The organism is Larsenimonas suaedae (genome assembly GCF_023712105.1).
Taxonomy (GTDB): domain Bacteria; phylum Pseudomonadota; class Gammaproteobacteria; order Pseudomonadales; family Halomonadaceae; genus Larsenimonas; species Larsenimonas suaedae.
In genome coordinates this window covers 797,049-809,982 of sequence record NZ_JAMLJI010000001.1, presented here as the reverse complement: position 1 = coordinate 809,982, position 12,934 = coordinate 797,049, and the positions used below count along the sequence as shown (strand labels likewise).

The 12,934-nt window shown below is 57.1% G+C and carries 14 protein-coding genes; 8 read left to right on the top strand and 6 right to left on the bottom strand.

The window, feature by feature from the left end:
* Nucleotide 1: 1 nt before the first annotated feature.
* From NAT49_RS03900 to NAT49_RS03890, 3 genes are all read right to left on the bottom strand, one after another.
* Entirely contained in the window at nt 2-1,300 is a 1,299-nt protein-coding gene (locus NAT49_RS03900) for a TRAP transporter large permease (protein ID WP_251590514.1), read from the bottom strand.
* Nucleotides 1,301-1,385: 85 nt separating this feature from the next.
* The gene (locus NAT49_RS03895; RefSeq protein ID WP_251590512.1) at nt 1,386-1,949 is read right to left on the bottom strand and encodes a TRAP transporter small permease; all 564 of its coding nucleotides are present in this window, start codon (nt 1,947-1,949) and stop codon (nt 1,386-1,388) included.
* An 11-nt stretch (nt 1,950-1,960) separates the two neighbouring features.
* A complete protein-coding gene (locus NAT49_RS03890) occupies nt 1,961-2,992 on the bottom strand; it encodes a TRAP transporter substrate-binding protein (protein WP_251590510.1) in 1,032 nt (343 codons plus the stop codon).
* A 167-nt stretch (nt 2,993-3,159) separates the two neighbouring features.
* Here NAT49_RS03890 and NAT49_RS03885 point away from each other — a divergent pair, with 167 nt between their 5' ends.
* From NAT49_RS03885 to NAT49_RS03875, 3 genes are read left to right on the top strand one after another with little or no spacing between them, the layout of a single operon-like run.
* Nucleotides 3,160-3,915, top strand: coding sequence for a 5-oxoprolinase subunit PxpA (locus NAT49_RS03885; RefSeq protein WP_251590508.1), 756 nt, complete (start codon nt 3,160-3,162; stop codon nt 3,913-3,915).
* Nucleotides 3,912-4,628 (top strand): 5-oxoprolinase subunit PxpB, encoded by a 717-nt coding sequence (gene pxpB / locus NAT49_RS03880; RefSeq protein WP_251590506.1) that lies wholly within the window; start codon nt 3,912-3,914, stop codon nt 4,626-4,628. Before NAT49_RS03885 ends, pxpB begins: the two co-directional genes overlap by 4 nt.
* Entirely contained in the window at nt 4,621-5,580 is a 960-nt protein-coding gene (locus tag NAT49_RS03875; RefSeq protein WP_251590498.1) for a 5-oxoprolinase subunit C family protein, read from the top strand. Before pxpB ends, NAT49_RS03875 begins: the two co-directional genes overlap by 8 nt.
* Nucleotides 5,581-5,665: 85 nt before the next feature.
* Here the strand turns inward: NAT49_RS03875 and NAT49_RS03870 are convergent, their stop codons facing one another.
* Complete coding sequence (locus NAT49_RS03870; RefSeq protein WP_251590496.1) at nt 5,666-6,280, bottom strand: CBS domain-containing protein; 615 nt, start codon at nt 6,278-6,280, stop codon at nt 5,666-5,668.
* Between the two features lie 119 nt (nt 6,281-6,399).
* Nucleotides 6,400-6,894 carry a hypothetical protein gene (locus NAT49_RS03865; protein WP_251590486.1) on the bottom strand — a complete coding sequence of 165 codons (495 nt, stop codon included), beginning with the start codon at nt 6,892-6,894 and terminating at the stop codon, nt 6,400-6,402.
* Between the two features lie 502 nt (nt 6,895-7,396).
* Between NAT49_RS03865 and NAT49_RS03860 the strand changes: the two genes are divergently transcribed.
* A complete protein-coding gene (locus NAT49_RS03860) occupies nt 7,397-7,912 on the top strand; it encodes a hypothetical protein (protein ID WP_251590484.1) in 516 nt (171 codons plus the stop codon).
* Here the strand turns inward: NAT49_RS03860 and NAT49_RS03855 are convergent.
* A complete protein-coding gene (locus tag NAT49_RS03855) occupies nt 7,903-8,226 on the bottom strand; it encodes a hypothetical protein (protein ID WP_251590482.1) in 324 nt (107 codons plus the stop codon). The genes NAT49_RS03860 and NAT49_RS03855 overlap by 10 nt on opposite strands.
* Before the next feature lie 402 nt (nt 8,227-8,628).
* Between NAT49_RS03855 and motA the strand changes: the two genes are divergently transcribed.
* From motA to cheA, 4 genes are all read left to right on the top strand, one after another.
* Nucleotides 8,629-9,498, top strand: a complete 870-nt coding sequence (gene motA, locus NAT49_RS03850; protein WP_251590480.1) for a flagellar motor stator protein MotA — start codon at nt 8,629-8,631, stop codon at nt 9,496-9,498.
* A 9-nt stretch (nt 9,499-9,507) separates the two neighbouring features.
* Nucleotides 9,508-10,407 (top strand): flagellar motor protein MotB, encoded by a 900-nt coding sequence (gene motB / locus NAT49_RS03845; RefSeq protein ID WP_251590478.1) that lies wholly within the window; start codon nt 9,508-9,510, stop codon nt 10,405-10,407.
* A gap of 70 nt (nt 10,408-10,477) precedes the next feature.
* Nucleotides 10,478-10,843 (top strand): response regulator, encoded by a 366-nt coding sequence (locus NAT49_RS03840; RefSeq protein ID WP_251590476.1) that lies wholly within the window; start codon nt 10,478-10,480, stop codon nt 10,841-10,843.
* 50 nt (nt 10,844-10,893) lie between these two features.
* Nucleotides 10,894-12,924: a chemotaxis protein CheA gene (gene cheA / locus NAT49_RS03835; protein ID WP_251591937.1), complete on the top strand. Its 2,031-nt coding sequence runs from the start codon at nt 10,894-10,896 to the stop codon at nt 12,922-12,924.
* Nucleotides 12,925-12,934: the final 10 nt, after the last annotated feature.

Below are 12,934 nucleotides of genomic sequence, written 5' to 3'. Positions count from 1 at the left end.
ATTATCCGTTTCCCATCATGGTCGGCAGCATCAATGCGATGCCTGGAAAAAGGCCGAGCAGGATAACACCAAGAAGCATCAGCAGGAAAAAGGGCAGTGTCGCTCGAGCAATGCTCAGAATGTCTCGGCCGGTCATGCCCTGAATCACGAACAGGTTGAAGCCGACCGGCGGGGTGATCTGAGACATTTCGACCACGATGACCAGATAGATGCCGAACCAGATCAAGTCAAAGCCCGCAGCTTCCACCATCGGCATGACGATCGACGTCGTAAGCACCACCACTGAGATGCCATCGAGAAAGCAGCCCAGCACAATGAAAAAGAGCGTCAGCACCGCAAGCAACGTAAAAGGGGCAAGCTCAAGTGTTGCGATCCACTCGGCAAGCTGGCCTGGAAGCTGGGTAAAGCCCATCGCCGTGGTAAGAAAGGACGCGCCGGCCAGAATGAACGCGATCATGCTGGCGGTGCGCACGGCACCCAGCAGCGAGTGCTTGAATGCCTGAGCGCCGAAGCCGGTATTGAGTCGCGCGATGATCATCGAAAGAACAACACCAATCGTTGCAGCTTCCGTCGGTGAGGCAAATCCCGCATAGATCGAGCCGATGACGCCAACGATCAACAACAGAAGCGGCAGAATACGCAGGCTGCCCCTGAGCTTTTGCGCGAGAGGCATCGAGGCCTCGGCGACGGGCGTCTTGTCAGGGTGACGCAAGGACCAGATCATCAGGTATACAACGAACAGGGCCATGAGCATCAGCCCCGGCAGAATGCCGGCCATGAAGAGCCGTGAGATCGATTGCTCGGTCGCGATGCCGTAGACGATTAGAATGATCGAGGGCGGGATCAGCAGCCCAAGCGTTGCCGAGCTTGCCAGCGTGCCAATGGCGAGCCGGTCATCGTAGCCACGCCGTTCAAGCTCTGGTAGCGTCATCTTGCCAACGGTCGCGCAGGTGGCGGCAGACGAGCCGGACACGGCGGCGAACAGGCCGCTGCCAAAGATATTGGTGTGAAGAAGCCCACCGGGCAGGCGGTTGAGCCAGGGCGCGAGCGCCTTGAACAGATCGTCGGCAAGCCCCGAGCGAAACAGGATTTCGCCCATCCAGATGAACATCGGCAGCGCCGTCAGTTCCCAGCCATAGCTTGCACTCCAGAAGTCGGAGCCAAGCACGGAGCCGGCCGGAATGGGCGTAAACTGGCTGATGGCAATCCACCCAAGCGCCAGCAGGGAAAAGGCCACCCATAGCCCGCCGCCGAGCAAAAGCACCAATGCGATGGACAGGGTCAGAATCAGCGCAAACATAGCGGATCTCTCTTTCAGTCACTCGTTCAGTCACTTGTTCGTGATCAAGCGACCGACGCCACGGATGAGCATCGGTCGATGAGCCTCAGTCGACGACGCTATCCTGCTCGGGCAGTGGCGCATCAAGGCGGTGGGGGTCGATGACCCCAAGGACCACGGTATTGAGCAGGGTCTCAGTGATGGCGAGGGCCAGCAGCGCAATCCCACTCACTAACACGGCCTGTGGGTAGACCAGAGGAATGGCCGCCAGGCCATAGGACACTTCGTCGTAGGCGATGCTGTCTTCGAGCAGGACCCAAAGCTCGATGCCCAGGTACCCCGTAAGCACCAGGGCCAGGGTCAGCGCGACGACCTCGAGCAGAACGCGAATCCGAAGGGGCAGGCGCTCGGTCACCAGGGTCACGCGAATGTGGCCTCTCGTTGCGAAGGTGTAGGCGCTGCCGAGAAAGGTGGCGCCTACCAGTAAAAAGCCTGCGATTTCGGACACGCCGCTGATGGTCCACCCAAGCGGGGCGTGACCGACGGCAACCAGAAGCCGGTCAAGCGCACGAGACAGCACCTGCGCGGTGATCAGAGTAACGATGGCCAGCATGCTTAGACCGGCAAGCCATGCCCCCAGCCGGTAAAGCGGCATCAGATAAAATCGCATGAGGCCTCCCTTTACGCGTTGTCGTCACGCGCGCTGAGCTGGCGGTAGCGCTCGAGTACGGCCTCGCCTTCCGAGCCCGTCTGCGCCTTCCAACGCTCGACCAGTTCGGCGCCGGCCCGCTCGAGGGCCTTTTCAAGCGCAGGTGTGGGGGTATTGACCTTGATGCCGTGCTCTTTCAGTGCGGTCATGTCGGACTCGGCTTCGGCCTTGCTCATCGCCCAACCGCGCTGTTCCGCCTTCTGAGCGGCGTCCATCACGGCGCGCTGAGTGGTCTTGTCCAGACGATCGAAGGCTTTCTGGTTGATGATCACGATGTTCTTGGGCAGCCACAGATTGGCGTCGTTGAAGTGCGAGACATAGTCCCACGCGGCCGTATTCACCCCCGTCGAGACCGAGGTCACCATGGCATCGACGCGCCCGGTACTGAAGGCGGTCGGTATATCGGAGGCTTCGGTCTGGGTCGGAATGGCGCCAAGCCGCTTGGCAAGCCGCTCGGTGGCCGTATTGTTCGAGCGAAGCTTGATGCCCTGAAGTTGATTGGCCTTGGTCAGTTCGAACTGCGTATAGATGCCCTGGGATGGCCAGGGCACACTGTAAAGCACTTTCAGGCCCTGACGTTCGAAGCGCTTCGAGATCTCTGGCTTCGAGGCCTGCCACAATCGTCTGGCGGAGTCGTAATCGTTGGCAAGCGTTGGCAGTGCATCGACTTCGAAAATCGGATTTTCATTGGCAAGCCGAGAGAGAAAGAGCTCACCCACCGGCACGATGCCCCGGCGTACGGCGTTCTTTATTTCAGGGTGCGGGATGAGCGCGCCGTTGGCGTGGACGGTGACCGCGAGCTTGCCATCGGTCGCCTCGGCAACGTCCTCGGCGAACTGCCGGGCATTTTGGGTATGGAAGTTGGCATCGCCGTAGGGTTCGGCAAAGTTCCATTGGGCCCCATGGGCTGATGTCACGGGCGCAAGGCTCAGTACGCCAAACGCGCCTGCCACGGTGAATACGGTCTTGAGGGTACGCAGGTAGTGCATGATCGAATCCGCCATTGTCGTTGTCGTTAAACGCATTCCAAACACGGTCACCGATATCTTTGTTTTAATTTATAGATAAAATATCGATAAACTTTGAAAAAGATACGCAGCGAATTTTATACCTGTCAAGACAGCTGACCCGCGATTCACGCCGTATAACAATCACGTAAAGGAGGGCGCCGATGACAACGAGACTACTGCTTAACTGCGATATGGGGGAACGTCTTGGGCACTGGCCGATGGGACGGGATGAAGAGGTCATGCCCTGGATCGATTGCGCCAACGTGGCCTGTGGTTTTCACGCCTCGGACCCGGTCACGCTCAGAAAGACCGTCGCCCTGGCCGCGCGCCACGGCGTCCAGGTTGGCGCGCATCCGGGCTACCCGGATCTGGTCGGTTTTGGCCGGCGTTCGCTTGCGTGTACGCCGAATGAAGTCGAGCAGATGGTGCTCTATCAGATGGGGGCGGTGTATGCCGCCTGTCGTGCGGAATCGATCGGGCTTTCCTACGTAAAGCCTCACGGCGCCCTCAATCACGACATGATGCGTAACCCGGACGTTCTTGAGGCCATCATGGCGGCCGTAGCGGCATTTGATCCTGAGCTGCCGCTAATGGTGACTTCAGTGTCGGATCGCTCGGCCACCGAGCGGCTGTCTAGGCAGTACGGCATTACGGTCTGGAACGAGGTCTTTGCCGACCGGGCCTACGACGCCGAGGGGCATCTCGTTTCCCGTCAAACGCCCGGAGCCGTCCACCAGGATCGTGACACCATCGTCGCTCAGGCCGTCGCGTTTGCAAACGGAACGCCGATTCTTGCTCATGACGGTAAAACCGAGCTGACGCTTTTGGCAGATACGCTGTGCGTTCACGGCGACAATGAAGAGTCGATCGCCGCGGTTCAGGCAGTCCACGCCGCGTTGAAAGGAGGTTCGCCATGACGGCAAACGTTGAGATCGAGCGTGTCGGCCTTGATTGCCTGTTGGTGCGTCTGTTCGATCAGATCGATACCCGCCATGTCGATGTCATCATGGCGTTTTGCGAACAACTCCGAGACGAACTCGCAGACGCCGTGATCGATCTCACTCCGTCCTACACGACGGTACTGGTGCATTTTGACGATGCGCGCGCGGATGAGCCCCATGTGCGAGAGGCGATAAAACGGGCGCTCGAGGCGGCAGGCCAGCGGGCAGAGGCCAGCGGGCAGGTGCATGAACTGCCGGTCTGGTTTGATCCACGCGTTGGCCCCGAACTCGAGGTCATCGCGGACAAGGCGAAGCTGTCGGTCGACGAGGTTATCGAGCGTCATGTCTCCCGCGAGTATCGGGTCTTCGCGCTGGGCTTTGCGCCCGGCTTCGGGTTCATGGGGGCGGTGGATGAGGCCATCGCCATGCCAAGGTTATCGACCCCGCGAAAACGGGTTGCGGCGGGAAGTGTGGGAATTGCCGGCATCCAAACGGCGGTTTACCCGACTGCGCTTCCGGGGGGGTGGAACATCATCGGCCGATGCCCGACGCGCCTTTTCGATATCAAGCGCGAAGGCTACACACTGTACCGAGCCGGCGATACCGTGCGCTTCAAGCCGATCGATCACGCCACGTTCTTGAACCTTGGCGGTGATGACACCCCCTTTGAAGGAGCGCGACATGACTGATTCGGCAAGCTGTTCGATCACGCGGCTCGAAGGTGGGTGTCGAGTGCAGGATTTGGGGCGATTCGGGGTGCGCCATCTGGGCCTTGGGCAGGGGGGCGGGTTTGATCATCTCTCGTTGCGCGTTGCCAACGCACTGCTCGGTAATGCGCATACGGCACCGGCGCTTGAAATCACGCTAGGGCAGGTTGCTCTGACGTTTTCGGCGTCAACGACCGTTGCGTTAACGGGAGCGGATATAGGCGCTCGGCTTGATCACGTGCCGGTAAGCCCGGGCGGCTGCTTTGTGGTTGAGGTCGGCCAGACCCTGATGTTTGATACTCCGGTTCAAGGGCTTCGAAGTTATCTGGCGGTCGCTGGTGGGTTCAAGGTGACGCCTGAACTTGGAAGCGTGACGGCGCTGGCCCGAGAGCCGCTTGGAGGGCTTCATGGCGAGGGGGGGGAGCTGACGGTGGGCGATGCGCTGTTGTATGCGCCCGGGTTCCCGTCTCTTCGAACCCAGCCGGACACGACCAGATGGTCGTTCGATGAGGCGTTGGTGCTTGATGTGGTGGTGGGCCTGCAAGCCGCCACGTTTTCGGGGCGAAGTCTATTTGATGCGTTCAATCGACCGTGGTGCGTGGGTACGCGTGCAGACAGCATGGGGGTTCGACTCGAGGGGCCGCGTCTTGAAAGCCGATGCGCGTCGCTTATTTCCGAAGGGCTGACACCGGGTGTCATTCAGGTGCCGCCGGATGGCGCACCGATCGTTTTGGGGCCGGACTGTCAAAGCATTGGCGGTTACCCCAAGTTTGGCGCCGTTACGCCATATTCACTGGCGCGGCTGGGGCAATGTTGCCCTGGCGATACGCTGCATCTGCGACCGGTTGGCATTGGCCTTGCTCGGGCGCGCTGGGCGCAGTGGCTTGGACATCTTGACGGCGTTGAATCTCATGGCGACTCGGCGCGCATGTAATGTATGAGAAAACGCCTGCAGGTGCAGGCGTTTTGACCGAAGCGTTCGTGACTCTCAGAGGTGTGACTCTTGGAGCTCGTGACTCTTAAAGCTCGTGACCGAGCACAACGGAACAGATGGCCGAAAAGCTGTGCGCCTCAGGCGGGTGATCGAGGTCAATCCCGAGGGCGTGGGTAATGTCCGCAGCCGAGATGACGCCCCTGATGCGGCAGCCATTTTGATCGCAGCTGTCCTTGATCAGAATGTGGCGGTCGCCGGATTCCTTTAGCGTCTTGACCAGATCGCCAAGTGTTGCCTTTTCCAGGCGGTTGAAATCAAGGGCATGCAGGTCGTTACGGCTGACCTTGACCATATCCACGGTGACTTCGCTGCGCTCGATGTTGTACTGGTTCATGGCAACCGTGATGGCTCGGCCGCCAAACAGCTGACGCGCACCCACAATGCCCGTGAAATGGCCGTCGCTATCAATGACCAAGAGCATGTGCACGCCATTGTTTTTCATGATGGCAATGGCTTGCGTCGCGCTGGTGCTTGACGGCACGGTCTGGGCACGGCTGGCCTCGAAGTCGGTCAGCAGGGCGATGGCCGGGCTGTCCATGTCGAGCGCGGCCTCTGAAGTTCGCGCCTTGGGCTTGGCAATGTCGCGAACAGTTTCCAGACCGGAAAGTGTGAGCGAGTTGTATACCGTTTCTGTGGTCATGGCCCTTTCCTTATATCAGCAGGTATTGTGCGAACGGCGTTTCAAGATGGACCGCGTGTCACAGTGTCGCATCATGTTCATTAAGACTGAGATAAGCCCTGAAAGTTCGCAAGCCCGACTTACAGATAATTTTTGAGATCGCCTCTGACCATGTCGAGAAAGGTAATGAACTGAGTGTCGCGCGGGTCGTCGGTACGATCGACTCGACAGCTCATGCTGATCGAGCCGCGGGTACTGATTTCATCAAAGATTTCAAGGGTAATGCCTTTTCCCTGCTCCGCCTTGAACTCGATCTCGCCGTCTTCAAGCGTGAAGGCATCCAGAAGAGTCGCTCTTACACGGGTCGACCCGCCTTCGGCGTGCACACGGCGTACGAACAGCCAGCCTTCGCGAGTCAACGCCTCTCCCTCGCGTGACTGGTGTTGATAAATCGTTCGATAGCACGCGCCCTGAGCGGCTCCTTTCTCAGCCATGCTCTTGAAGGCCTCGACCATCTTACGCGCCATGGCACCCGAGGCCAGCACCTTTTTCATCGCGGCCTGGTGTTCACGGTCCAGCTTGTCCTGACGGTTGAACCGCTTCCACTGCTGGTAGGAGTTGAATAGATCAGACATCGCACACATCCTTTTAAGGGAAACTAAGCGGGCGCCATCATCGCGCATCTTTACTCGACAATGCCAGTCCGAGGCCAAACGAGTGCTTGAGTGGCATCATGGAGCGATGCTTTCTTCGCTCATTGAAACGGATGGTTTTAATGTAGGGTACCTGCATTTCGACAAATGCGGTTGTTCCGGGAGGGGCGGCGCTGTGCGTGTCTTGGGTCGATGCGTCGGCATCAATTGATCTGCACTACGTTTGCTGCTTGGCGAGCAGCTGCGGGGTAGGTATGTAGCGGACATAAAAAAGCCCCAAGAAGTCAAGCCGTGGGGATGGCACAGCCTGAAGCTTCTTGGTGCTACGCTGTTGAATGGGGGATGGTCATCAGCAACGCGAGCTCATTAAGCCTTATTTTGGGACACGGTTCTGTGCAAGTTGGATCGAAAACCCCTATGGCATCGCCTGTACGAAGCCATGGGGTTATTCTTAGTGAAACCGATAAAAGAAGGTCTGAAACGCATGAAACAGGTCAAGACAGTCACAAGCGTGCTCGCACTTGCTCTTTTAAGTGGGTGTGCAGCAAGCGACCATATTATCAGTTCCGACTTGAACGCAACGACCGATACGGTTGTCGGGCGCGATGGGCAGGGCGTATTCGTCAATGCATTCAAGTTTCGCGCCCCGTATCGCTTTGAAAACGAGGATGCGGCCATTGCCTGCATGAAACATCAGTTGGCAGACGACAGGGGCACGCTTGAAAAACTGGTGGTGGATGAACATCAGATCGAGGGTGAGCTGACCTTGGCCGGAAGCGACGTACCGGTTCGCGTCAAGCTCGATTTTCAGCACCTGCCGGAAGAGGGGAATTACTATTACTTCTCGAGCCCACGGATTGGTAGCGATTACGATCAACGTATAGAAGCGTCTGCCAGCGAGCCTGCAATGGGCGTCAAAAAGCAACTTGAGAGTTTTACCGGCCGCGTTCAGCAGTGTCTTGATTCTACTGGGCAGCGTATGTCCAGCGCTCAGGATTGAGGCGAGCGGGTCCAGCCGCGAGCGCTAAGGCAATTATCGATTCGATACTCGGCCGGCTCGGTGTAGAACGAGGTCGCAAAGCCGGTCAGAGATGAAAAGTGAAGGCCGATGCCATAATCATTATCGAGCTGATTGTCATTGGTAAGGGCATCCTTTCGACCGCGGCACTCTTCCATATCCATGACGAGATCCTGATGGTCGGCACTTGGCTTGGTCCAGTTCATCGTGGAACACCCTGACATCATCAGCAGGCAACCAAGCGTTGCCGCAAGCCCTGCTTTTTTGGCATTCGGGCCCAAGCGTGATGCGACCATGTCGATTCCCCTGCGTCTCAGTCGATTGGCGCTGTTGTTGTCCGGTAGCGCACATCGGTCGTGCAACCAATATGCGCACTCTAGCATAGTCAACCGGCTAAAAGAGTTCGAGCTTTATATCGCCCTTTATAAAAGAACCTTAAACATCTTCTTTGATCGCATGTGACCCACCTTTCAAACGTCTTCATATCTGTGACCTAAAGCAGATTCTGCGCCTTGGCTGGATCATGACTTCCTGGGTGTGCTTGATCGTTATCCATTGATGACCGCGTGAGCCAACAGCGTGAGTCGCTCCTCACTTTTTACTTTTTGAGCTGTTGCTGAGGGGGCAGGGTCGCAGCTCAAGGTTTTACCCCCGTCGCCGTTTATGGAACGTAGATAACTACTTGGCAGGGGAAAAACGTGCTTATCATCATTGGCTATATCGCTGTTGTCGCGTGTGTTTTCGGCGGCTACCTAATGGTTGGCGGACATCTTGGCGCGCTCTGGCAACCTGCGGAAATCGTCATCATTTTTGGTGCAGGAATGGGCGCGTTCATCGCATCCAATAGCGGACATGGCATCAAGGCAACCATTCGCATCCTGCCCAAGCTGATGAAAAGCAGTCATTACAACAAGGAGATGTTTCTCGATCTGATGGGGCTTTTGTACCTGATTCTCGCCAAGGGTCGTCAGGAAGGCATGATGGCGCTTGAAAAGGATATCGACGCTCCAGAAGACAGCCCAATCTTTTCTCAATATCCCGCCCTTGTTAACGACCCGCTTCTGATGGAGTTTCTGACTGATTACCTGCGACTCATGATCAGCGGCAACATGGATCCGTTCGAGATCGAATCCCTGATGGACCATGAGATCGAGACGTTTCAACACGAGGCCGAAGTGCCGGCGCACAGCATCAGCGCTGTAGGTGATGGCCTGCCGGCCTTCGGTATTGTCGCGGCCGTCATGGGGGTAGTACATACCCTGGGTGCCGAAGGGCTCGAGCCCGAGCAGATTGGGCCCCTGATCGCCAATGCGATGGTGGGAACCTTCCTGGGTATTTTGTTGGCCTATGGGTTCGTTACCCCGCTTGCCAACAAGGTCAAGCATCATGTTGAAGAGATGGTCAAGATGCTTCAGTGCATCAAGGTGACGCTGCTTGCCAACCTGAATGGTTACGCACCGCCACTTGCTGTCGAGTTTGGTCGTAAAGCGCTGTTCGCCTCCGAGAGACCGTCATTCAGCGAACTCGAAGAGCACGTCCGCAGTGTCAAGTCCAAGCCGGCCGGCTAAGGAGCGGACATGAACCATAACGCACGACGCCCAATCGTCATTAAACGGAAGAAAAAGTCTGATCACGGCGCACATGGCAGTTGGAAGATCGCCTATGCCGATTTCATGACGGCCATGATGGCCTTCTTCCTGGTGATGTGGTTGCTGTCCGGTTCAAGTGAGGCCGAGCTCGAAGCCATCAGCGAATACTTCAATACACCGCTTAAGGTGGCGATGTTTGGGGGTGACAAGAACTCGGCCAGCAACAGCGCGATCCCTGGAGGCGGGGATGACGTTACCCACCAGGAAGGTGAGGTCAAGAAAGTCGTTATCACGCCTCACGCCTACAGGCTTGATGACGCCGAGCTACGCCAGCTCAAGTTTCGGCTCGACAGCTTGATTCAGCAGGACCCGGCGCTCAGGGCGCTTCAAGAGCAGCTCAAGATCGAAATGACCCCGGACGGGCTCCGCATACAAATCATCGACAGCAACAACCGGCCCATGTTCAAGATCGGAAGCGCCGATATCGTGCCTTATATGCGAAAGGTTCTGCGAACGATTGCCCCCGTACTCAACGAGCTTCCAAATCACATTACGATTTCAGGCCACACCGACGACTTGCCTTATGCCGCCGGGGACGCTGCGTACAGCAACTGGGAGTTATCGAGTGACCGAGCGAATGCGGCGCGCCGCGAGCTTGTGGCGGGCGGTCTGGACAGTCAGAAGCTGTTCCGTGTGATCGGACTTGCCGCGACGATGAGTCTTGACCCGGACACGCCGGACGCACCGATCAACCGGCGAATCAGTATCTTGATGCTCAATCAGGACAGCGAACGGCGGATGCTGGATGAAATGAGTGAAGCCGGTGGTATTCCGGTGTTTAAAAGCCCGTTGATGCCATCTAAAGAATCGGGCGGCGTCGAACGATAATAGGGGTAAGCGGGGGGTGCTCTGTGTTGGCGTGCACCGTGTCCATGATGTTCAAAGAAAAGTAAACACTATGTATTCAATACTTTTGGCAGATGATTCGGCGCTTATCAGAAAGATCATGGTCGCGGCCCTTGAGGCAGAAGGCTGGCATGTCGTAAGCGCCGTCGATGGAGAAGATGCACTCGAAAAGGCACGAAGTGGCGAGACCTTTGATCTGGTCATTACCGATTGGCACATGCCGAAAATGGATGGGGACAAGCTCATCGCCGAACTGAGAGCCATGTCTGAGTTCGATGCCACCCCCATTCTGGTGTTGACGTCCGAGTCCCAGGATCACTTCAAGCAGGTTGCGCGCGATGCAGGGGCCAATGGTTGGCTGTCCAAGCCGTTCGACCCTGAAAGCCTGGTCGAGCTTGCTGCTCAGTTGATGAGCTAGGTCGCGACTGGCCCTTATCCCTATCACGGCATCGAGAGATCACTATGAGCATGGATATTACCGAGTTTTACCAAACGTTCTTTGAAGAAGCGGAAGAGCTTCTCAATGAAATGGAGCACCTGCTGCTCGATATCGATATCGATGAGCCAGACAGCGAACAGCTCAACGCCATTTTTCGTGCAGCCCACTCGATCAAGGGAGGTGCGGGGACGTTCGGTTTCACCGTGCTTCAGGAAACGACCCATATTTTCGAAAACCTTCTGGATCGGGCTCGTCATAACGAGCTTACGCTCGATCGTGAAATCATCGATATCTTCTTGGAAACAAAAGATATGCTTACAGATCAGTTGAATGCCTACCGCAATCAGGAAGAGCCCGATCCAGAAGCGTTCGAGCGTATTTGTAACACCCTAAAGCGCATTGCCGAAGAGCGTGTGGAAGGCGGTGCGCCCAAGGTGGCTGCGCCCAAGCCTGCCGCGCAGCCTGCAGCCGGCGCAGACGCTGCAGCTCGGGTATTGACGCTGACGCTTACCAAGATCGAAGAAGACGAAAAGGATACTCTGACCGAGGAGCTGGCGCTGTTTGGGGCCATCAAGCACTCAGAGTTCTCCGAGGGCACGTTGACCGTATCGATCGAAACCCAGGAGCCTGTCGATGATATCGAGGCGGTTCTGTGTTTCGTGCTGGATGCCGGCCAGATTTCGATCAAGGAAACCAGTGGCGCAGAGGCGAGCGAGCCTGTTCAATCGGCTCCGGCGCCTGTTGCGGAGCAGCCGTCTGCAAGTGCTGCCCAGCCCGCTGCAAAGAAACCCGAAGACGACAAGAAGGCCACCGCCAAGCCGGCTGCGCCCAAGAAACCTGCCAAGGCTGGTAACGGCAGTGACGCCTCGCTTCGTGTATCTACCGAAAAAGTCGATCAGATCATCAATCTGGTGGGCGAGCTTGTTATTACTCAGTCGATGCTCGAGCAGACCACCCAAGGGCTTGATCCGGTGGCCTATGGTCAGCTTCTGAACGGGATGACCCAGCTTCAGCGCAACGCCCGGGATCTTCAGGAAGCGGTGATGTCGGTGCGCATGATGCCGATGGACTACGTGTTCAATCGTTTCCCGCGGCTTGTTCGTGATTTGGCCGGCAAGCTCGGCAAGGAGATCGAACTGGTCACGGTGGGCAAATCGACCGAGCTCGACAAGGGGCTTATAGAGCGCATCATCGACCCGTTGACGCACCTTGTACGTAACTGCCTCGATCATGGCATCGAATTGCCGGATAAGCGTGAAGCGGCCGGTAAGCACCGCGTTGGTAAACTAACGCTCTCTGCCCAGCATCAGGGGGGCAATATCCTGATTGAGGTTTCAGACGACGGCGCTGGACTCAACCGTGAAAAGATTCTCTCCAAGGCACAATCCTCGGGCATCCAGATTTCCGACACCATGAGTGATGAAGACGTCTGGCAGCTCATTTTCGCGCCGGGCTTCTCAACGGCCGATGAAATCACGGACGTTTCCGGGCGGGGCGTCGGCATGGATGTCGTGAAGCGAAACATTCAACAAATGGGCGGTCACGTCGATATTCTTTCCCAGGCAGGCAAGGGGTCGACGACCCGCATCGTTCTGCCCCTGACGCTTGCCATTCTTGACGGCATGTCGGTCAAGGTGGGCGATGAGGTCTTCATCTTGCCGCTTGGGGCGATCATGGAGTCGATCCAGGTCAAGACTGAGGAGATCAACAAGGTCGCGGGCCAGGATCAGGTGATTTATGTCCGAGGGGAATATCTGCCGCTGGTCGAGTTGCACAAGGTGTTCAACGTGCCCAGTGCCCAAACGGATGTGACGCAAGGCATTGTCATGATCGTTCAAAGTGAGGGGCGACACTGTGCACTGCTTGTCGATCAACTGATTGGCCAGCACCAGGTCGTGGTCAAGAACCTTGAAACCAATTATCGCAAGGTGCCGGGTATATCCGCGGCCACCATCATGGGAGATGGCAGTGTGGCGCTGATTCTCGATGTGCCAGCACTACAGCGCATCAGCAGAGATCGTCGAGGCGAGTCATCCCGCTCTTCGGCAACCGTTCACTAATTTTTGGGGC